Source organism: Tindallia texcoconensis (assembly GCF_055383815.1).
This window is the reverse complement of sequence record NZ_AP042431.1, coordinates 222,460-244,406: the sequence shown is the minus strand read 5'-3', so window position 1 is coordinate 244,406 and position 21,947 is coordinate 222,460. Positions and strand designations below refer to the sequence as shown.

General features: G+C 39.2%; 18 protein-coding genes and 1 other RNA gene. All 19 read left to right on the top strand.

Annotated features, from left to right (window positions below):
* Nucleotides 1-20 precede the first annotated feature (20 nt).
* The gene (tpiA, locus tag ACZ47N_RS01215; protein WP_464887320.1) at nucleotides 21-767 is read left to right on the top strand and encodes a triose-phosphate isomerase; all 747 of its coding nucleotides are present in this window, start codon (nucleotides 21-23) and stop codon (nucleotides 765-767) included.
* 31 nt (nucleotides 768-798) lie between these two features.
* Nucleotides 799-2,334: a 2,3-bisphosphoglycerate-independent phosphoglycerate mutase gene (gpmI, locus tag ACZ47N_RS01210; RefSeq protein WP_464887319.1), complete on the top strand. Its 1,536-nt coding sequence runs from the start codon at nucleotides 799-801 to the stop codon at nucleotides 2,332-2,334.
* A gap of 25 nt (nucleotides 2,335-2,359) precedes the next feature.
* A complete protein-coding gene (gene eno / locus ACZ47N_RS01205; protein WP_464887318.1) occupies nucleotides 2,360-3,646 on the top strand; it encodes a phosphopyruvate hydratase in 1,287 nt (428 codons plus the stop codon).
* Nucleotides 3,647-3,871: 225 nt separating this feature from the next.
* On the top strand, nucleotides 3,872-4,108 hold the full coding sequence (gene secG, locus ACZ47N_RS01200; protein WP_464887317.1) for a preprotein translocase subunit SecG: 237 nt from the start codon (nucleotides 3,872-3,874) through the stop codon (nucleotides 4,106-4,108).
* Nucleotides 4,109-4,142: 34 nt separating this feature from the next.
* Nucleotides 4,143-6,152, top strand: coding sequence for a sodium-translocating pyrophosphatase (locus ACZ47N_RS01195; RefSeq protein ID WP_464887316.1), 2,010 nt, complete (start codon nucleotides 4,143-4,145; stop codon nucleotides 6,150-6,152).
* An 82-nt stretch (nucleotides 6,153-6,234) separates the two neighbouring features.
* The gene (locus ACZ47N_RS01190) at nucleotides 6,235-6,519 is read left to right on the top strand and encodes a DUF1294 domain-containing protein (RefSeq protein WP_464887315.1); all 285 of its coding nucleotides are present in this window, start codon (nucleotides 6,235-6,237) and stop codon (nucleotides 6,517-6,519) included.
* A 92-nt stretch (nucleotides 6,520-6,611) separates the two neighbouring features.
* Nucleotides 6,612-8,708: a ribonuclease R gene (rnr, locus tag ACZ47N_RS01185; RefSeq protein WP_464887314.1), complete on the top strand. Its 2,097-nt coding sequence runs from the start codon at nucleotides 6,612-6,614 to the stop codon at nucleotides 8,706-8,708.
* 107 nt (nucleotides 8,709-8,815) lie between these two features.
* A complete protein-coding gene (locus ACZ47N_RS01180) occupies nucleotides 8,816-9,985 on the top strand; it encodes a BMP family ABC transporter substrate-binding protein (RefSeq protein ID WP_464887313.1) in 1,170 nt (389 codons plus the stop codon).
* A gap of 114 nt (nucleotides 9,986-10,099) precedes the next feature.
* Entirely contained in the window at nucleotides 10,100-11,674 is a 1,575-nt protein-coding gene (locus tag ACZ47N_RS01175) for an ABC transporter ATP-binding protein (protein ID WP_464887312.1), read from the top strand.
* The gene (locus ACZ47N_RS01170; protein WP_464887311.1) at nucleotides 11,667-12,746 is read left to right on the top strand and encodes an ABC transporter permease; all 1,080 of its coding nucleotides are present in this window, start codon (nucleotides 11,667-11,669) and stop codon (nucleotides 12,744-12,746) included. The genes ACZ47N_RS01175 and ACZ47N_RS01170 overlap by 8 nt, the downstream gene beginning before the upstream one ends.
* Nucleotides 12,739-13,674 carry an ABC transporter permease gene (locus ACZ47N_RS01165; protein WP_464887310.1) on the top strand — a complete coding sequence of 312 codons (936 nt, stop codon included), beginning with the start codon at nucleotides 12,739-12,741 and terminating at the stop codon, nucleotides 13,672-13,674. The genes ACZ47N_RS01170 and ACZ47N_RS01165 overlap by 8 nt, the downstream gene beginning before the upstream one ends.
* Nucleotides 13,671-14,600, top strand: coding sequence for a pyrimidine-specific ribonucleoside hydrolase RihA (rihA, locus tag ACZ47N_RS01160; RefSeq protein WP_464887309.1), 930 nt, complete (start codon nucleotides 13,671-13,673; stop codon nucleotides 14,598-14,600). The genes ACZ47N_RS01165 and rihA overlap by 4 nt, the downstream gene beginning before the upstream one ends.
* Nucleotides 14,601-14,636: 36 nt before the next feature.
* Nucleotides 14,637-15,569 (top strand): nucleoside hydrolase, encoded by a 933-nt coding sequence (locus ACZ47N_RS01155; RefSeq protein ID WP_464887308.1) that lies wholly within the window; start codon nucleotides 14,637-14,639, stop codon nucleotides 15,567-15,569.
* A complete protein-coding gene (locus tag ACZ47N_RS01150) occupies nucleotides 15,559-16,857 on the top strand; it encodes an amidohydrolase family protein (protein WP_464887307.1) in 1,299 nt (432 codons plus the stop codon). The genes ACZ47N_RS01155 and ACZ47N_RS01150 overlap by 11 nt, the downstream gene beginning before the upstream one ends.
* A gap of 22 nt (nucleotides 16,858-16,879) precedes the next feature.
* Nucleotides 16,880-18,283 carry an ADP-ribosylglycohydrolase family protein gene (locus tag ACZ47N_RS01145; protein WP_464887306.1) on the top strand — a complete coding sequence of 468 codons (1,404 nt, stop codon included), beginning with the start codon at nucleotides 16,880-16,882 and terminating at the stop codon, nucleotides 18,281-18,283.
* A complete protein-coding gene (rbsK, locus tag ACZ47N_RS01140; protein ID WP_464887305.1) occupies nucleotides 18,280-19,176 on the top strand; it encodes a ribokinase in 897 nt (298 codons plus the stop codon). The genes ACZ47N_RS01145 and rbsK overlap by 4 nt, the downstream gene beginning before the upstream one ends.
* Nucleotides 19,177-19,182: 6 nt before the next feature.
* Nucleotides 19,183-19,647, top strand: a complete 465-nt coding sequence (gene smpB / locus ACZ47N_RS01135) for an SsrA-binding protein SmpB (RefSeq protein ID WP_464887304.1) — start codon at nucleotides 19,183-19,185, stop codon at nucleotides 19,645-19,647.
* A 1-nt stretch (nucleotide 19,648) separates the two neighbouring features.
* Nucleotides 19,649-20,007: a transfer-messenger RNA gene (gene ssrA, locus ACZ47N_RS01130) on the top strand.
* A 131-nt stretch (nucleotides 20,008-20,138) separates the two neighbouring features.
* Nucleotides 20,139-21,932, top strand: a complete 1,794-nt coding sequence (locus ACZ47N_RS01125; protein WP_464887303.1) for a glycerophosphodiester phosphodiesterase family protein — start codon at nucleotides 20,139-20,141, stop codon at nucleotides 21,930-21,932.
* The last annotated feature ends 15 nt before the right edge of the window (nucleotides 21,933-21,947 follow it).

Here is a 21,947-nt window from a genome sequence, read left to right as displayed (position 1 = left end):
CCATTTGAAAGGAGATTTTTATGAGAATTCCGTTTATTGCAGGGAATTGGAAAATGAATATGACTCGTCAATCAGGGATTGAATTAGTGGAATCTATCTCAAAAGGGATGGGAAATACGGATGTTGAGGTGGCAGTTTGTTGTCCAGCCACTCTATTGCATAGTCTCCATGATGCGTTGAAGAATACGGGTATAAAACTTGGTGCTCAAAATATGCACTGGGAAAATACTGGTGCTTTTACAGGAGAAATATCGGGGGATATGTTGAAGGAAGCTGGGGTTTCTTATGTTATTTTAGGTCATTCCGAACGTCGTCAGATTTTTGGAGAGACAGACCATCAGATTCAAATGAAATTAAAAAAAGCATTTGAGAAACAGTTAATACCAATTCTTTGTATTGGTGAAACCCTTGAAGAACGGGAAGCAGAACGGATGAATGAGGTGCTTCACGCACAACTGCAAAAGGATACAGAAACCGTTACCGCGGCAGAAGCAGCTAAGATGGTGGTTGCTTATGAACCGCTTTGGGCGATTGGAACAGGGAAAACTGCAACGCCTGATCAGGCAGCAGAAGCAACTGGATTTATAAGACGGTGGTTGGCTACAAAATATGGAGACGATCTTTCTGAACAAATAAGAATTCTATATGGTGGTAGTGTAAAACCAGACAATATAACAGAAATTATGGAATCTAAAGATATTGATGGGGCATTGGTTGGTGGTGCCAGTCTAAAAGCTAAGGAGTTTGTTGGCATTATCAATTTCTAAAGTAGTTAAGCATCAGAGAGGAAGAACTTTTATGAAAAAGCCTGTTGTATTATTGATACTGGATGGATTGGGAATTGGTAAGAATACAAAAGGGAATGCTGTAGAAGCAGCAAAAATGCCAGTTTATAAACAACTAATAACAGAAAATCCAAAAACACAGCTTCAGGCCAGTGGATTTGCTGTTGGTTTACCAGATGGTCAAATGGGCAACTCGGAAGTTGGCCATTTAAACATAGGAGCTGGACGTGTTGTTTACCAGGAATTAACCCGTATTAGTCAATCTATAGAAGAGGGGCATTTTTTTGAAAATGATGTTTTAAGGAGCGCCATGCACTATGCAGCTTCTGAGGGTAAAACACTTCATTTAATGGGTCTTGTATCGGATGGTGGTGTACATAGTCATCTCAATCATCTTTATGCACTTCTGGAGATGGCTAAATTCCATGAAATAGAACAAGTTGCCGTCCACTGCTTTTTAGATGGTCGGGATACATCGCCGCAAAGCGCCCTTGACTATATTGAAGCATTAGAAGAAAAAATGATTTCTTTAGAAATTGGAAAAATAGCAACGATTTCTGGAAGATACTATGCTATGGATCGGGATAAACGCTGGGATCGTACTGAGATGGCCTATAAAGCAATGGTAACAGGTGAAGCTAGAGTTGCAGAATCGGCTCTGGATGCTATTAACCAGTCTTACTATCGTGGAGAGACAGATGAATTTGTTAAGCCTACAGTTATTAAGGGAGCGGAAGAAAACCTATATCAAATCAAGGACAATGATGCAGTTATATTTTTCAATTTCCGACCAGACAGAGCACGTCAGATGACAAGAGCCCTTGTGGATGAAGAATTTTCTTTTTTTGAAAGACCTAAAGGATACATCCCTCTTTATTGTGTTACGATGACGCAGTATGATAAGACTATGCTTGGTCCTGAAATTGCATTTGCACCCCAAAGTCTTCACAATACACTGGGAGAGGTTTTGTCAAAAGCTAATAAAAAACAGCTTAGGATTGCAGAAACCGAAAAATATGCACATGTCACATATTTTTTAAATGGTGGAGTAGAAGTGGCTTATGAAGGAGAAGAGAGAATTCTCGTTCCATCTCCCAAAGTAGCTACGTATGATTTGCAACCTGAAATGAGTGCGGCTAAAGTTACGGAGGCACTGCTAAGTCGAATGGAAAGTAATGATTTGGATTTAATTATCGTAAACTTTGCAAACCCGGATATGGTTGGCCATACTGGAGTAATGGATGCGGTGGTAAAAGCATTGGAAACCGTAGATGAATGCCTTGGAAGAATTGTTTTTAAAGTACTTGAGCAAAATGGTGCGATGTTGATTACCTCGGATCATGGGAATTCAGAAGAATTAGTAGAGGAGATAACAGGTAAAACCTTAACAGCCCATACAACCAATCCAGTTCCTTTAATAGCAGTTGGAATGGAAGGTGTTGAATTGTTAAGTAATGGAAAACTATGTGATCTGGCGCCTACGCTATTGGAAATCTTAGGATTGGAAAAACCTAAAGAAATGACTGGTAAATCACTTTTAAAATCATAAATACAAGGAATGAGGAGTGAAAGAAATGTCAATAATTGCAGATGTTTATGCACGAGAAGTTTTGGACTCTAGGGGAAATCCTACTATCGAAGTAGAAGTGTATTTAGAAGATGGAACCATGGGAAGTGCCATTGTTCCATCCGGTGCTTCTACCGGAATTTTTGAAGCTGTAGAGCTGAGGGATGGAGATGCAGACCGGTATCTAGGCAAAGGTGTTATGCAAGCTGTTGATAACGTAAATAGTGCTATTGCTCCAGAAATCATAGGCATGGATGCCACGGATCAAATTAGCTTAGATAAAAATTTGTTGACATTAGATGGTACGTCAAATAAAAGTAGACTAGGAGCCAATGCAATTTTGGGAGTCTCCATGGCAACTGCTAGAGCTGCGGCAAAAAGTTTGGAATTGCCGTTATTTCAATACTTGGGAGGCGTGAACAGCAAACATCTTCCAACTCCAATGATGAACATTCTTAATGGCGGTGCCCATGCAGATAACAACGTTGATATCCAGGAATTCATGGTGATGCCACTAGGAGCAAAGACCTTTAAAGAAGGTTTACGTATGTGTACAGAAGTGTATCATAATCTTAAAAAAGTTTTGAAAGAAAGAGGTCTAGCTACAGGTGTAGGGGATGAAGGTGGTTTTGCACCTAATCTAGAATCCAATGAAGAAGCATTAAAAGTTATCATAGAAGCCATTGAAAAAGCTGGGTATCAACCTGGCGAGGATCTGAAAATTGCTATTGATGCTGCAGCCTCAAGTTTTTACAATGAGGAAAAAAGTGTTTATGAACTGACAGGTGAAGGGGTTATTAAAACCGCCAGTGAGATGGTTGACTATTACGAAAGCTTGTTGGAAAAATACCCTATCATCTCCGTTGAAGATGGTCTAGCAGAAGAAGACTGGAGTGGATGGCAGGAAATGACAAAACGTTTAGGGCATCGTATTCAGATTGTAGGGGATGACATCTTCGTTACCAATACAGAGCGCCTTAAACGAGGGATTGAAGAAAAAAGTGCTAATTCAATTTTGATAAAACTAAATCAGATCGGCAGTATTACTGAAACCCTTGATACTATTGAAATGGCTAAGCGAGCTGGATTCACCTGCGTTATTTCTCATCGTTCTGGTGAAACTGAAGACAATACCATTGCAGATTTTGCGGTAGCAGTGAATGCTGGACAGATCAAAACTGGTGCACCGGCAAGAACAGACCGGGTAGCCAAATACAATCAATTACTGCGTATCGAAGATATGTTGGCCGATACAGCTGAGTTTGGTGGAAATGTTTTTTACAATCTGAAATAAAGAATAGCTTAATTCATCACCTAAGCCGAAGGAGATTTCCTTCGGCTTAGGCTTTGGCAAGCTAAGACCATATGAAGACTGCCTTAGAACAGTCTTTATTTACAAGTATTTGGATAGAGATGGTAGGAGGATTGAATAAATACATTGAAATTAAAAGATTGTTGATTTTAAAGTACCTCTATGATAGAATATCTTTGTTAACGACATAGCATAGGAGGTGTGAGCATGGGTGGATTTAGAATCGTTCTAATGATTTTACAAGTTATTGCATCAATTGTACTGATCGCAAGTATATTACTGCAGTCTGGTAAAAGCGCAGGTTTATCAGGATCAATTGCTGGTGGATCCGAGCAGCTTTTCGGAAAGGAAGGCAGAGGCTATGAAAGTGTTTTGAAAAAAGTAACTACAGCAGGTGCGATACTGTTTATTGTTGTTGCAATTATACTTGTTGCAATTCAGTAATAGAGTAAAAACTAAATAGGAGGGACACAGAAAAATGGGTTATTTTTATTTTGCACCTGTGGCAGGTGTCATTGCACTAATTTTTGCATTTATGTTGTCACAAAAAATAGAAAAAGTGGAAGCTGGAACAGATCGGATGAAAGAAATTGCTTCCTACATACATGAAGGGGCTATGACTTTCTTACAGAGGGAGTATAAAACCCTAGTAATATTTGTAGTGGTTCTAGCTGTGGTATTGGCTGTAGGAATTAATTTTCTAACGGCTGTGTGCTTCTTATTTGGAGCGTTGTTTTCTGGATTTGCTGGTTTTTTTGGCATGAAAGTGGCAACAAAAGCCAATGTTCGAACAGCTAATGCTGCTATGGAAGGTGGCATGAACAAAGCTCTAGGGGTTGCCTTCTCTGGGGGTGCTGTCATGGGGATGTCAGTAGTTGGGCTTGGTCTTCTCGGTGTGGGAGGATTGTTTATTTTTCTCACTGCTTCAGAAGGTGCTGAATCAGCGGCGTCCATTATTACCGGTTTTGCCTTAGGGGCATCTTCTATCGCTCTATTTGGACGTGTTGGTGGTGGCATTTATACGAAAGCCGCCGATGTAGGTGCAGATCTAGTTGGAAAGGTTGAAGCGGGTATTCCTGAAGATGACCCTAGAAATCCAGCAGTTATTGCGGATAATGTTGGCGATAACGTAGGGGACGTAGCTGGTATGGGAGCAGATCTTTTTGAGTCATATGTGGGGTCTATCATATCAGCTATTTCACTGGGATTGATTGCACATGGCATGAATGGTGCTCTATTTCCCTTAGTACTTGCGGCTGTTGGGATTATAGCGTCTGTTATTGCTACATTTTTTGTAAAAGGTGATGAAGATTCAGATCCAGCAAAAGCACTTCATCGTGGCACGTATGTGAGTGGTGCTATTACAGTAGTGGCAGCTTTCCTACTCAGCCGGTCTTTATTGGGAGATTTGGGAGGATTTTTAGCAGTTGTTATTGGCCTGATTGTGGGAATGTTAATTGGTAAAGTAACAGAAGTATACACATCAGGTGATTATGAAGCTGTTAAAAGGATTGCAAAACAATGTGAGACAGGACCTGCGACAACCATTATTAGTGGTTTGGCTGTAGGTATGCTTTCAACAGTGTGGCCAATCTTATTTATTGTAGTTGGAATTCTAGTTGCTTACGCATCAGCTGGTTTATATGGAATCGCTCTGGCTGCGGTAGGAATGTTGGCTACAGCGGGTATGACCATAGCCGTAGATGCCTATGGACCTATTGCTGATAACGCTGGTGGTATTGCAGAAATGTGCGAACTACCAAGCAGTGTTCGAAAAATCACAGACAAATTAGATGCGGTTGGGAATACTACGGCAGCTATTGGGAAAGGGTTTGCTATAGGATCTGCAGCATTGACTGCATTGGCTCTTTTCGCTACTTATACTGCTGCAGTAGGTCTTTCTTCCATTGATTTGACAGAGCCAACTGTGATTGCTGGAATGTTGATCGGATCGATGTTGCCATTCTTGTTTTCAGCCTTAACCATGGAAGCGGTTGGCAAAGCAGCAAACGAAATGATTGAAGAAGTAAGAAGACAATTTAAAACCATAGATGGTATTATGGAAGGCACAGGTAAGCCTGATTATGCAAATTGTGTTGATATTAGTACGGCGGCAGCTTTGAGAGAAATGGTTTTTCCTGGACTATTAGCTGTCTTGGCACCGATTTTGATGGGACTGTTATTAGGTCCTGCAGCTGTAGGAGGACTTTTGGCTGGAGCCCTTGGTGCTGGTGTGTTGCTGGCGATTATGATGGCGAATGCAGGTGGAGCATGGGATAATGCAAAAAAGTATATTGAAGAAGGTCACCATGGGGGTAAAGGAAGTGAGCCCCACAAAGCAGCTGTTGTTGGCGATACAGTAGGAGACCCTTTTAAAGATACTTCTGGACCATCAATCAACATTTTGATAAAATTGATGACCATTGTATCTGTTGTGTTTGCACCTCTTTTTATAGCTTTTGGTGGTGCCCTAACGAATCTTTTCTAAAGCATATGGAACAGACCCCCTTTTAGGCAGTTTTAAAGGGGGTTTTCTTTGTTTTACAACACAATAAAATGGAGTGAACTGCATGGGAGTTATTTATTATCTTTTTATAAACCTGTGTGCTTTTGTATTAATGGGTTGGGATAAGAGGAAATCTGTCAAACACTATTGGAGAATACCTGAAAAAAAGCTACTCCTATTACCGGTATTAGGCGGTGGGGTAGGTGTATTGATAGGAATGTATATATGGAAGCATAAGACAAAAAAACCTTTGTTTTACATAGGGGTGCCTATGCTATACTTATTGCACAGATTTTTAATTGTGCCAGTAATATCGGATCTTCTGTTTTATGCCAAGGAATGGTGGTAAAAGTAAAGATAGAACCACCATCAATATAAAGTAAATTGATCATATCAAATCGAAAAGGGGGAGCAATTATTAAAGATACAATTATACTGTTTATGAAAGAGAAAGCCTACAAACCGTTATTATTAGAAGAATTAATGGAAGAACTGAATATCCATAAGGAACAAAAAAAAATCTTTAAAAAAGTCATGGATGAAATGGAAACTAGTGGCCAAATTATGCGCAATCGGCACAAGCGTTATGGAATACCAGAAAAAATGGGTTATATGACGGGGACGCTAATTGGTCATTGGAAAGGGTATGGATTTGTTGATTCAGTGGACGCAGACATAAACTCAGTTTTTATATCGCCTAACATGATGAAAGGAGCGCTACATCGAGATTTTGTGTTAGTGAAAGTTAAATACGAACCAACGGAAGAACATAAAGCTGAGGGTGAGATTGTACGTATTCTGAAGCGTGGTTTGGTGGAAATTGTTGGAACATATGAGAAAAGTAAAAAACATGGCTTTTGCGTTCCAGATGATCAGCGGTTTCATGCAGACATTTTTATTCCTGGTAAGCAGAGTATCAAAGCTGATAATGGTCACAAAATAGTGTGTAAAATAACTTCATGGCCAGAAAACCGACGCAATCCAGAAGGGAAAATTATCGAAATTCTTGGAGATCCACAACAACCTGAAACCGATATGAAAGCCATCATTAAAAAACATCAGCTTTCAGAGATTTTTCCCAAAAAAGTATTGAAAGAAGCAGATCTCATTCCTCAAGATATTTCTGAAGAAGAAGTGAATCGTCGAAAAGATTTAAGAAATTTACGTATGGTAACCATTGATGGAGCCGATGCCAAAGATCTTGACGATGCCGTTTCTATAGAAAGCCTAAAGGAAGAGGTATATCGCCTAGGTGTTCATATAGCAGACGTGGCTCACTATGTTCGGCATGGAAGCAATTTAGATAAGGAAGCTCATCAAAGAGCTACAAGCGTCTATTTGGTGGACAGGGTGATACCGATGCTTCCTCCTCAAATTTCCAATGGAATTTGCAGTCTTAATCCAAGGGTAGATCGACTGGCTTTATCTGTATTTATGGATATCAATAAGGAGGGAAAGGTTCTCCACCATGATATAGTGGAGTCTATAATATGTACTAATGCACGAATGATTTATGAAGATGTCAGTGATATTGTAGAGCATAATGATGAAGCATTAATAGAAAAGTATCAAGAGTTAGCGGAGGACTTTTTTAAGATGAAAGAGCTGTTCCATCTATTGCGATTAAAGCGAGAAGAGCGGGGAGCCATTGATTTTGACTTTCCAGAGTCCAAGGTATTACTTGATGAATATGGTTATCCTGTAGACATCGTACCGGAAAAGCGGAGGACTGCTAATCGAATCATTGAAGAATTTATGCTGGTTTGCAACGAAACAGTTGCTGAGCATTTTTATTGGCTCAAACATCCGTTTGTTTATAGAGTCCATGAAGATCCTGATCCTGAAAGAATGATGAAGTTTAGTCAGTTTGTTTTTAATTTTGGATATACACTTAAAGGAAAACAAAGTGAAATCCATCCTAAAACCCTACAATTGCTCCTTAAAGAAATAGCTGAAAAGCCAGAAGTAAAAGTAATTAATACTATGATGCTTCGTTCTCTTAAAAAAGCACGTTATACAACGGAACCTTTGGGCCATTATGGATTAGCAGCCACCTACTATAGTCACTTCACGTCACCGATTAGAAGATATCCAGATTTGGCAATTCATCGAATTATTAAAAATCATATATCTCATCAGAGATCTATGGAAAGCTCAGAGGAAAAGAAAATGATTTCTAGGCTGGAAGAAATGGCTAGACATGCTTCAGAAGTGGAACGTATCGCAGAAGAAGCGGAGAGAGAGTCGATTGATTTGAAAAAAGCGATCTTTATGTTAGATCGAATAGGGATGGAATTTAAAGGACTGATCTCTAGCGTTACCTCATTTGGTATCTTTATAGAACTGGATAATTCGGTTGAAGGGCTGGTTCGACTTAGCGATATGGATGATGATTACTACCAATATGATTCGGACCATTTGAAACTTACGGGAGAAAGAACTAAAAAAACCTATACCATTGGTGATAGTGTTAAGGTAAGAGTAGATGATGTCAATATGATGCAAAGAGAGATAAATTTTTCCTTATTAGAAGAGTGATTTATGAATCTTAAAGATTGACTAGTACTTGCAAATGGAGTAATATTGATATGTAGAAAAAAAACGTTGTCCTTTGTCTGACAACAAAGAAAGAGGGGGAGTTTTAATTGAAAAAGTATGGAAGTATTTTATTGATGATTCTACTTGTTTTGGCATTGGTAGCAACAGGTTGTGGAGGTCCTGATGAGCCAGAGGAGCCGGCAGAGCCAACAGGTACAGAAGAGCCTACTGAAAATGGTGAAGAAGCTGAACCGAGTGATGATCAACTTGATATTGTGTTGTTAATCAATGGTACTTTAGGTGATCGATCTTTCTTTGATTCATCCCACAATGGAATGCAATTAGTGGAAGAAGAATATGGAGCAAATGTAAGAACAATTGAAATGTCCTATGATCAAACAAGTTGGGAACCTACCCTTTGGGATGTGTCTGAGCAGGATTGGGATATCATTGTGTTAGGAACCTGGCAAATGCAGGAATATTTGGAGGAAATAGCGCCTGAATTCCCAGATAATCGATACATTATTTTTGACACTTCTGTTGATTATAGCCTAGGTGGATTGGATAATGTTTATTCCATTCAATACAAACAAAATGAAGGTGCATTTTTGGCTGGAGTGTTAGCGGCAAACGTAACCAATTCAGATATGGAATTAGCAGATGATAGTCAGAAATTAATTGGATTTTTAGGTGGTATGGACATACCAGTTATTAATGATTTCTTGGTAGGATACATTGAAGGAGCCTTGTACGAGGATGAAGATATAAAAGTTTATGTATCTTATATCGGTGATTTTTCTGATTCTCCTCGTGGAAAAGAAATGGCTTTAGCCCAATATAACGATGGTGTAGACATTGGCTTTAATGTTGCTGGACAAGCAGGTCTTGGACAAATTGATGCTGCAGCAGAAGTGGGAAGATATGCTATTGGTGTGGATTCAGATCAAGCTTTGGTATTTGCGGAATCAGATCCAGAAAAAGCAGCTTTTGTTTTAACCTCTATGTTAAAGAGAGTGGATAACTCCATCCTTCGTGCCGTTGGGATGCATATAGAAGGAACGCTTCCCTATGGTGAGGCAGAAGCTTTAGGAATCAAGGAAGAGGCTGTTGGGTTGGCGAATAACGAATTCTATCAAGAAAACGTAGATCAAGATTTACGAGATTATATTAAGGAAATCGAAGATATGATTGATTCGGGAGAAATTACAGTACGTTCAGCCCTTGGAATGACAACGGATGAACTTGATGAAATAAGAGACTCAGTTAGTCCTAACTAGACTTAAATTAAATGAATTAAAGAAGAGCAAGGACAGGCCGAAATATGTTCTGCCTGTCCTTGGTTTTACATACTATTAATAGAACTCCCGCCCATGGTGACGGGAGTTTTAAGGGTGGAGGTGTACCCAGAAATTATGGAAGAATTGTTAAAAATGGAAGGGATAACAAAAGTGTATCCAAATGGTGTGATGGCAAACAAAGATGTCCATTTTGCTGTGCGAAAAGGAGAAATTCATGCCATTATGGGAGAAAATGGTGCTGGGAAATCGACGCTGATGAAAATACTGTTCGGAATGGAGCAACCTGAAGAAGGGGTAATTAAGTTAAACGGAAAAACAATCAATATCTCCTCTCCAAGTGCTGCAATTCATTATGGCATTGGCATGGTTCATCAGCATTTTATGTTGGTGCCCAGCTTAACAGTGGCGGAAAATTTAGTTATGGGTATTGAGCCAAAAAAAAACAATCTTTTTTTTGATTATGAAAAAGCGGTTCGTATGACAGAGGAAGTCTCCCAAAAATACAATTTGGCCATTGACCCTAAAGCCATAGTGGATACATTAGCAGTAGGTAAAAAACAGAAGTTGGAAATTTTAAAAGCCTTGGTTAGAGGTGCAGAAATTTTGATTTTAGATGAGCCGACTGCTGTTTTAACGCCTCAAGAAACAAAGGAACTATTTGAAGAGTTAGTGAGCCTTAAAAATCAAGGATTCACGATTATTTTTATATCCCATAAATTAAAGGAAGTAAAGCAAATTACAGATCGACTTACTATCCTTAGAAATGGTCGAAGTATGGGTATTCATGAAACAAAAGACACAAGTGAACAAGAAATTTCCAGGTTAATGGTTGGCAGAGATGTATTACTGAAGGTGGAGAAAGAACCCCCTACAGTAGGAGAAACTGTCTTGAACGTCCAAAAAATATCCTACTACGAGGACAAGAAAGCACCAGTGGTAAAAGAAATTGATTTTCAAATTAAAGAAGGACAGATTTTAGGAATAGCAGGGGTGGAAGGCAATGGACAGGGTGAGTTAGTTGATTTGCTAACGGGGATGAAAAAAGCTACTACTGGTCAAATATTAATAAATGGGAAAGAGACTACAAACTTTTCAGTCAAAGAAGTGAGAGACATGAAAGTATCTCATATTCCAGAAGATCGAATGATATATGGAGTTTCCGGTGATGGAAGCATTGAAGAAAATCTAATTTCTGACCGGTATGATGAGAAAAGATATAATCTTGGTAGTTTAATGAATGTGAAAAAGCTTACTGCATTAGCCAAGCAGCTTGTATCGGATTACAGTATTAAATGTGCATCAGAAAAGCAGCAAGTCAAGATGTTATCAGGGGGTAATATACAAAAAGTGGTTGTCGCAAGAGAGTTTTCATCTGATCCAGACTTGATCATTGCAAATCAGCCAACAAGAGGAATTGATGTGGGCTCTACGGAGTTTATTCGAAAACAGCTAGTGAAATTAAGAGATGCGGGAACAGCCGTACTTCTGGTATCTGCAGATTTAAATGAAGTGATGGAACTTAGTGATAGCCTGATGGTCATGTATGAAGGAGAAATAGTAGCTTTTTTTCAAAATGCTTCAGATGTTACTGAAATGGAACTGGGAATGTATATGCTTGGATTAAAACGGATGTCAAATGAAGAGCTAGGGGGTGTGATGAGTGAGTAGAAGGATTTTGTTTGAAACAGCCAGAACCTTAGTGGCTATTGGTGTCGCATTTTTTCTGGCATTGATCATCATTTTTACTGTGAGTGAAGACCCTGGCTTTGCACTGTATCACTTCATTGTGGCCCCCTTAACGACTACTCGCTACATCGGTAACATTCTGGAAATGGCTGTTCCGTTAATTTTTACTGGATTGGCCATGTCGATTATGTTTACAGCAAAACAGTTTAATCTTGGAGCAGAAGGTGGTTTTTTTATTGGTGCTGTGGCAGCAACAGCCGTAGCTATTACATTTGAAATGCCGCCAATAGTGTTGCCATTTTTTGCGATTTTAGCCGGTGGATTAGCTGGTGGGTTGGGAAGTACAGTTCCAGCTATTTTAAAAGCAAAGCTTAATGCTAGTGAATTGGTTTCCTCTTTGATGTTAAACTTCATTCTATTTTGGCTGGGTATTTTTTTAATTAATAATTTTTTTCGTGATGAGATGGCAGGTGCTATGGCATCTCATAGATTAAACCCTGACGCTCGATTGTTTAGAATTCTTCCTGGAACTAGATTGCATTTTGGTTTTATCATTGCGATTATAGTTGTCATTCTCGTGTACCTCTTTTTATATCGCACAAAATGGGGCTATGCCCTTCGGATGACAGGTCAAAACATTAAGTTTGCTGAGTATTCAGGAATTAATACGACTGCTGTTATTATTTATTCACAAATTATTGGTGGGTTTTTAGCGGGAATCGGCGGTGCTGTTGAATTACTAGGTATGTACAGTAGATTTTCCTGGTTTCAGTCTCCTGGATATGGTTGGGATGGTGTTATTGTTGCGATCATGGCGAGGAATAATCCGTTACTCATTCCTATTTTTGCTATTTTTCTAGGATACCTTCGAATAGGAGCGGATGTCATGGCTCGTTTTTCGGATGTTCCCAGTGAAGTGGTCGCCATCATTCAAGGAATCATGATTATGCTTGTAACAGCGGAACGTTTATTAGCAGGATGGAAACATCGAGTAGTCGTCAAGGAGCAAATAAAGCTTGAAGAGCTGAAGGATGGAGGGGTTCAAAATGGCTAGCATTTTTGATTTAATTTTTTCGACAACTTTTGGATATTCTGTATTAAGAGTAACAACCCCCATTCTTTTTGCAACCTTAGGAGCGATGATTTCTATAAAGGCGGGTGTTGTAAATATTAGCATGGAAGGGACTATGCTAACGGCTGCCCTGACAGGTGTTGTGATTAGTGGTTATACTGGGAGTGCCTTGGTTGGATTAATTGGAGCTATATTGATTGGAATGTTGCTTGGGTTAATGTTAGCTTATTTTGCTTTGAATCTTAAAACTAATATTATTTTGGCAGCCATCGCTATTAATTTAATGGCTTCAGGAGGTACTGTATTTGCTTTATTTGTTATTTCTGGAGATAGAGGAATTTCTTCTTCTATTAATAGCCAAATGTTGCCGAGAGTGGTTATTCCAATCGTTGATAGCATTCCAGTACTAGGAGATATTTTCTCCAATCACAATATTTTAACCTATGTATCCTTGCTATCCGTATTATTTGTGTACATTTTACTCTATAAAACGCCTTTAGGACTTAGGATTAGAGCTGTTGGAGAAAATGCTCACGCGGCAGAATCTGTAGGGATTAGCGTTCGAAAAGTACAGTATATTGCTCTGATTATGAGTGGTGCCTTTGCTGGATTTGGAGGTGCCTATATGTCTATGGGATACGTATCTAGGTTTTCAACAGATATGACTGCTGGCAGAGGTTTTATTGCTTTAGCAGCAGAAGCATTAGGCATGGGAAGACCAATGGGAGTGTTGTTAGCATCTCTCCTATTTGGAGCTGCGGATGCACTTTCTAACTCATTGCAACGTTTTAGAATTCCGTCAGAATTTGTTCAAATGTTACCTTACCTTGTTACGATTATTGGTTTAATTATATATGCAATTAGACAATCTAATGCATCCAAAAGACATAAGACGGAGGATAGAGTATGAAAAAACCTATTATTATGGACTGTGATCCCGGACACGATGATGCGTTAGCCCTACTGTTAGCCCTTGCCAGTGATGAATTGGATGTAAAGGCTATTACAACGGTAGGTGGTAATCAAACAAGTGAAAAAACTCTCAATAATGCTATGCGAATTCTTAGTTATGCGGGCATTACTCATATTCCTATAGCCCCTGGAGCCAGTCAACCTTTGGTAAGGGAGCTTCAAATTGCACCAGAGGTTCATGGCGAAAGTGGTTTGGAAGGTCCAGAACTACCAGAACCAACGTTTCAATCCTACCATAAAAGTGCCATAGAATTGATGGAAGAAGTGATTATGTCTAATGATAAAAAAATAACCTTGGTTCCTACTGGTCCATTAACAAATATTGCTGCTTTATTATTAGCGGTGCCAGCTGTGAAAAATCGAATTGAACGGATCTCCTTGATGGGAGGATCTGCGGTGGGTGGCAATTGGACACCGGCATCTGAATTTAATATTTTAGTGGATCCAGAAGCGGCGGATGTGGTTTTTAAAAGTGGTATTCCAATTACCATGTGTGGATTAGATGTGACTCATAGGGCTCAAATTTTTGACAATGAAATTGAAAAAATTCGCTGCCATGGTGGCAAAATATCTTTAATGGTGGCAGAACTATTAGATTTCTTTGCTAAATTTCATAAAGACTTAGGGTTCGAAGGAAGTCCTTTACACGATCCTTGTGCTGTAGCTTGGCTAATTAAACCAGAACTGTTTACCTCACAACATTTACATGTTGAGATAGAGACTAAAGGGGAGTACACCAGTGGTGCTACCGTAGTGGATTATCGAGGTGTCACTGGGAGAAAACCAAATACAGATGTGGTATATGATGTAGATAGGAGTGCATTTATTCAACTGCTTACCACATGTTTTGAAAAATATGATTAAACTCGAGAAGTTTATGCTGTAGAGGAGGATTACTGAATGAAAATACCCGTTATAATAGATTGTGATCCTGGAACGGATGATACAATTGCATTGATCATGGCATTAGCTTCGGATCATTTGGATGTTAAAGCGATTACAACCGTTGCTGGCAATCAAACGGCTGAAAAAACAGCTGTGAATGGATTAGCGATTGTTTCTTTTTTGCATAAGTCGGTCCCTGTAGCTAAAGGTGCTGAAAAACCAATCATGAGACCTCTTGTAACGGCAGGCCATGTGCATGGTGATACTGGTATGGCGCATGTGGTGCTACCAGAATCGAAAATGGATTTTGTTGACACGAAGGCTTGGGATTTGTTTTATGAACTAAGCATACAGAAAAATGAAAAAATCCATCTGATAGCGCTGGGACCATTGACGAATATAGCCACTGCATTAATGAAATATCCTTCGTTAAAACAAGGGATTTCTCACATTACTATGATGGGTGGAGCGGTCGCCTATGGCAATGTAACACCAGCTGCAGAATATAATATTTATGCGGATCCAGAAGCAGCCAAAATGGTTTTTGAATCTGGAATTCCCATAACGATGGTAGGGCTTGACTGTACCCATCAGGCATGGATCAGTGAAAAAGAAATTGAAGAGATGGGTAGTCCGGCAGAGAAAAATGGAGTTTGGTTGGCGCAAGAAATGATGCGTCATAGTCATTCTTTTGCTACACAGGTAGGACTTAAAGGAGCTATTATGCATGACCCTGCTGCTATTGCAGCTGTGATTGATCCAACATTGATTCAAACGAAAGATTATTTTGTCACAGTAGAAACCAAGGGTGAACATACCACTGGAAAAACTGTAGTCGATACTCTACGGGTTACAGGCGATACACCAAATACACAGGTAGCCCTTAGTATTGATAGAGAGAGGTTTGTGAAATTGGTGAAAGGGCTGCTAGAGCATTATGAAGTATGATCTTATTATTAAAAACGCCGGCATTCTAGATGAAGCCGGTTTCTTTACATCTGAAAAACATATTTGTATTCGGGATGGAAAACTTATAAACATAAGCAAAGAATGGAAAAATGATTGGGAAGCCGATGAAATAATGGATGCCTCTGAGTTGGTGATTAGTCCGGGTTTAGTCAATGTACACACCCATTCTCCTATGAACTTAATGAGAGGTTTGGCGGAAGATGTATCTATAGAAGACTGGTTTAACCAAGAAATATGGCCACTGGAAAGCAAAATGTGTGAAGGAAATGCCTATGCGGGTGCCTTAATTGCATGCTGTGAAATGATTCATCATGGAGTAACGGCGTTTGCAGATCATTATATGTTTGGAGAAGAAGTAATTCAAGCGGTACAAGAAACAGGAATTCGATGTGACTTTGCACCCACTTTATTTGGTGTTTCACCATGCTTTAAACAGGATTTGACAACGGCTCTTTGTTTTATTGATAAGCACCAGGGCCGTGTTCCAAATCTTGCTTTTCGACTTGGACCCCATGCACCGTATACTTGTCCACCTCATAGCTTAAGTACTATTGTGGATGAAGCTAAAAAAATGAATATAGGGTTGCACATTCATCTGTCAGAAACAAAACAGCAAGTAAATGAAAGCTTAAAAACCTATGGAAAAACGCCTTTTCAAATACTATCAGAGGCAGGTGGTTTTAAACTTCCGTTGATAATTGCCCATGGGCTTTGGATCACAGAAAAGGATATACCCTTTATGGAGAAGGACAGTTTTATGGCCATCAGCCCTAAAACATACTTAAAACTTGCCATGGGGCAGGGAAAATTATGGAAGTACTGGGAACAACTACCTTTAGTTTCTGCTACGGATGGTGCCGCCAGCTCTAATACATTAAATCCACTTGAACAAATTCGGTATTTTGGGCTCGTGGGCAAGCATATTGAAGAGGATGCATCCAAGTTTAACATAAGCAATCTTTGGGAAATATTAATGAGAGGCCATGATGCTTTTTCATTTCACAGTGGAAAAATAGAAGTTGGATATGTAGCAGATTTAGTATGTTGGGATCTTAATAGCATTACGGTTATGCCTGCTCATAACCCCCTAGCGACAATTCTTTACAGTGCTGATCATTCCAATATATCCCATGTGATGGTAGGAGGAAAATGGATAAAGCGCAATGGTGCACTGTGTTTGGATGAGGAAAGAATCAAACATATCCTTCAAATAAATGCTAAAGATTTAACAACTAAAGGAAAGGGAAAAACGAAACTAACTTTCTAGTAATTTATAAGGAGTTGTTTTAATGAAGGCTCGAAAAATGGAAATAGCACTTATGCAAAATGCTATCCCCAAGTTACTATCTGAGGAAGATCAATCTTGGAATACGATTGAACAGATAGAGGCAATGGAGGACCACCGATTAAGAATGTGGTGGTATAGCGAAGTGCCAGGCTCCGGTGCCCCAGAAAGACTGATTATAGCAGCCATGCAAGATATGGAAAATCGTGGGATGGATGTCAGTGCTGCTGAATCATTGATAGATCATGGGATGAAGGCGTGGGTAGACGAAGACATGGCATCTTTACATAGGATTACTGCTCAAATATTTCGTGAGCTTTTTCAAGCATCGCCAAATGAGGAGGATCCTTATTGGAATTATGAAGAGTTTAAGAGTTGGGAGCAATATGCGAGTTCCGTGAGGTTTCCTGAGAAAAAAGAAATATGCATAGAAGCAAGTTCTTTTAAAAACAAAATATACGCCGGATGGTTAGCACAAATCATTGCTGGTGCCATGGGAACTGCCCTAGAAGGATATTCAACAGAACAATTATTGAAAACTTTTGGTGAAGTGAAGAATTACTTAAGAAAACCAAATACATTTAACGATGATATTACGTATGAAATTGCCTTCCTTAAGGCTTTTTCTGAAAAGGGATATGGAGTAGAGGCAATAGATATTGCGGATCAATGGGTATCACTTATTCCTTTTGCTTGGTCTGCAGAAGATATTGCCATTAGAAATTTGAAATTGGGAATTTATCCGCCTGAGAGTGGTATACGAAGCAATCCATTTTATGAATGGATAGGTGCTCAAATGAGGGGTGCTATATGTGGTATGGTGGCACCTGGTAATCCGAAAGAAGCGGCTAGATTGGCCTGGATGGATGGATCTATTTCTCATTACAATAATGGTATTATTGGTGAAATTTTTAATGCTACCATGGTTTCCTTTGCTTTCGTGGAAGAAGATGTTCGTAAAATATTGGCTCATAGCATTGAAATGATACCTAAAACAAGTGAATACTATGAAGTTGTAAGGTATGCTTTTTCCAAATGTCAGCAACATGATGATTGGATGGACGCCTGGAAATTCTGCGAAGAAAAATACAGGAGATATAATTGGATACATGCCTACCCAAATGCAGCAGCAGAAGTGGTTGCTTTGTGGTATGGCAATGGTGACTTTAATATTACCATGGAAATTATTGCTTTAGCTGGACAGGATGTTGACTGCAATGCAGCGCAGATAGCAACGATTCTAGGAGTAATTTTGGAGTCTGAAGGCATTGAATATAAATGGAAAGCGCCCATTGGAGATGAATTGGATACATATATACGTGGCATGAAGAAAATGACCATTTCTGGTTTGGCGGAATGGACAGTTAAGGCTATTCAAGAAGCAAGAAAGGAAGGGAAAAATCAATGAATATAGCTGTTGTTGGCAGCATCAACATGGATATGATATTGAAAGTCAAGCGATTGCCACAAAGAGGAGAAACTTTACTAGCAAACCATTATATGACAGTACCAGGTGGGAAAGGTGCAAATCAGGCGGTAGCAGCTTCTAGATTAGGAGCTAAAGTGACTATGATGGGTGCCTTGGGAAAAGATGCCTTTGGAGATGAATTGCTGGAGGGCTTAAAACAGGAAAAAATTTGTACAGATGGAATCCTGCGAACAAATTCACCTTCAGGGAATGCTATGATCACCATTGATGAACAGGGAGATAATACCATTCTTGTTTATCCTGGCGCTAACTTTGACGTTACAGAAAGATGGATTTATGATAAAATAGAGTTGTTAGAAAAAGCGGAGTGGGTGATGTTTCAGCTAGAGACGCCTATAATTACTGTAGAAAAAAGTATTCAGCGCTTAAAAGAATCTAACAAAAGCATTTTGTTAAATCCTGCTCCGGCCCAAAAACTGCCAGAAAGTCTTTATGCTATGATTGATATTATTACTCCAAATGAAACGGAATTAGCGCTTCTAACTGGCACACGAGATATAGAAGCCGGAGCTCGAGTCTTACTTGAGAAAGGAGTAAAGCAAGTAGTGGTTACCATGGGGGAGAGAGGATCCATCGCTATTAGTCATCAAAAGACTGTTAAGGGATCCCCCTATGAAGTACAAGCCATAGATACAACAGCTGCTGGAGATACCTTTAATGCCGCTTTACTGGTAGCGTTGCTGGAAAAAAAATCCATGAAGGAAGCATTGCAATATGCTAATGCAGCTGGGGCTTTAGCAACTACAAAGCTTGGTGCACAGAATTCGTTGCCAATGAAAGAAGAAGTACTGGAATTGATGATAAAGGACTGATGCAAAATGCCTGAAAATATAAAAACGATAGCAAAAAATAGGAAAGCTTATTATGATTATTCTATCGAAGAAGTGTATGAGGTAGGAATAGAATTAAAAGGAACAGAGGTTAAATCCATTCGTGGAGGCAAAATCAATTTAAAGGACGGATATGCCAGGGTTGAAAATAGTGAAGTTTTCCTGTATAATGTTCATATAAGCCCGTACGAACAAGGAAACATATTCAATGCAGATCCTCTTCGTGTTCGAAAGCTTTTGTTGCATAAGAGGGAGATTCGTAAGCTCATTGGTTACGTCCAACAAAAAGGATACTCTTTGATTCCCTTGAGAGTTTATCTGAAAAATGGACTCGTAAAAGTTGAACTTTCGGTTGCTCAAGGCAAAGCTAAGTATGATAAACGTCAGGATATTGCTAAACGGGATGCCGACCGCAAGATTCAAAAAGAGCTTCGGGAACGGCAAAAACAATAGAGGGGGCGTAATGGTTTCGACGGGGGTTTGGAGTTTTCGGAAGCGAGCCGTGTTTTAGTTTCGGGTACACGTAAAAGAACGGAACACCTAAAGATAAACGCAGACAATAACTACGCGTTAGCTGCCTAATATAAGGTAGCTCGTTGCGCCTGAGTGTCCCGCCATTCAGGGTCGTAACGTCATTTAAGCGGGGAACGTCGCAGGGGGTGCCTTGACCCTGGGTTGTACAACTGAGGCTGGTCAAATCTGTAGTTTGTTGCTGAACGACAGAAGAGACGAGATTTAAAACAGCAGCTGCGCTCGGAGAAACCGACGATAAAGAGCCTTCGGACAGGAGTTCGACTCTCCTCGCCTCCACCAATAATGAAAGAAGAATTCTAATTATTTTAAAACCTCTGAGCCGCACTGTCTATCAGTGCGGCTTATTGTATTACTATCCTAGAAGGTTGGTATGTAAAAATAGAGTATTTTATTTAAAAGGTGGCTTCGGAATGAGTCTTCGAAAAAATCTACTTGTACAGAGTTTTTATGACTTTCGGCAGCACTATCAAAAATACATTGCTTATGGATTGGTGTTTATGGTACTAAGTAGTTTTATTTTTGTGCCAATCTTATCCTATCTTTTTAATCGATTAATAATATCCTTTGGTTCTGGAGTGCTTTTGAATAGTCAGGCTTTTCGAATAGTTCTCAGCTATAGAGGGTTAATAGGATTGATTTTCATTGCATCTGTCGCAGTTATTATGATGATCGTCGAATTAGGTGGACTTATTGTATTAGTACAAAAAAAGTATTTTTCTAAAAATGTTTTTATTTCAGAGGCGATCTTTACGGCTATAAGAACAATACCAAGAATTCTCGGTATTGGTATGATTCACCTTATTTTTATCTTGTTAATCCTATCTCCGTTGATCGAATTACCAATATCGCCTGGTATAACTGGTGAAGTGCAAATTCCACCTAAAATGATGGACTTTATAGAAGGTTCTAAGATCATCATGTATTTTTATCAAGCTGTCTTATTGGTTTTTGTCTTTGTTTTACTGAGGCTTATTTTCACGGTTCATTTCATTCTTTTAGAAAAAACAACAACTAGAAAAGCTATTGGCTACAGTATTAAACTAACTCAAGGAAGAAATTGCATCATGCTAGTCAACTTGTTTATTCTGAATCTAGTGGTTTTAGGAGGCGGATTTCTTTTTTTAGCAGGCGCTTCCATGATACCATCTTACTTGGGGATTCGTGTTAGTGGTCTTCTGGAGACCTATTTACTTACATTAAATAGTTTTTTAGGCGTTTTACTTGCGATGGCATTGCTCCCTCTCAATATGATCTATTTAACAAGATTATTTTATCATTTAAGGCAAGATGCAGGTATGAAAGCTACGGATGAATTGGAAACCATGCGGAATTATACTTTAGAAAAACTTGAATGGTTAGTAAGTCGTTTGTTTAGAAGACGAAAACTTCTATTAGCAGTGATTTTGATGAGTGTTTTAGTAGGATCCTTTTTTCTTGGACATTCTTTAAATGAAAATTTGATGCATATAGGGCGAGATATAAAAATAGCTGCTCATCGGGGAGATCCTGTAAACGCACCAGAGAATACTATGAGTGCTGTTCGATCAGCATTAGATCAACATGCAGATTTCATTGAAGTGGATGTGCAATTATCTAAAGATCATGTAGTGATTTTAAATCACGATAGGGGACTGAGTAGGGTTGCGGGTATTCCAGAAAGACCTATAGAGCTTACTTTCCAAGAGTTGTCGCAGTTAGATGTGGGAAGTCGTTTTTCGGAGGCCTTCAAAGGGGAGTCTGTCGTATCATTAGATGAAGTATTAGAAGAAGTGAAAGGGAAAGCCAGTGTGATCGTGGACGTTAAAACATATGGCCCTGTCGATATTCTAGCGGTAGAAGTGGTTCGCTCAATAGAAAATGCAGATATGGTTGAGGATGCATATATACAGTCCTTTGATTATGAGTTTTTACAGCGTGTCCGAATACTTAACCCCGATATTAAATTGGGACAGATAATGTATTACGCTCTTGGAAACTTATCCCGGTTAGATGTGGATTTTTATGCCATCGATAAAAGTATGTTAGATAGGGATATCATCCGTCAGGCACGAGTAGATGAACGAGAAATATGGGTATGGACTGTGAATACAGAAGAAGATATTCGAGAGGTTCTGATGTATGATATTGATGGGATTATCACAGATTATGTGAGTCGTGTACAAGGCATCATTGGATATGACTCAGAGGCTATGGAAAATAAATAGGTATATGGTAAGTAG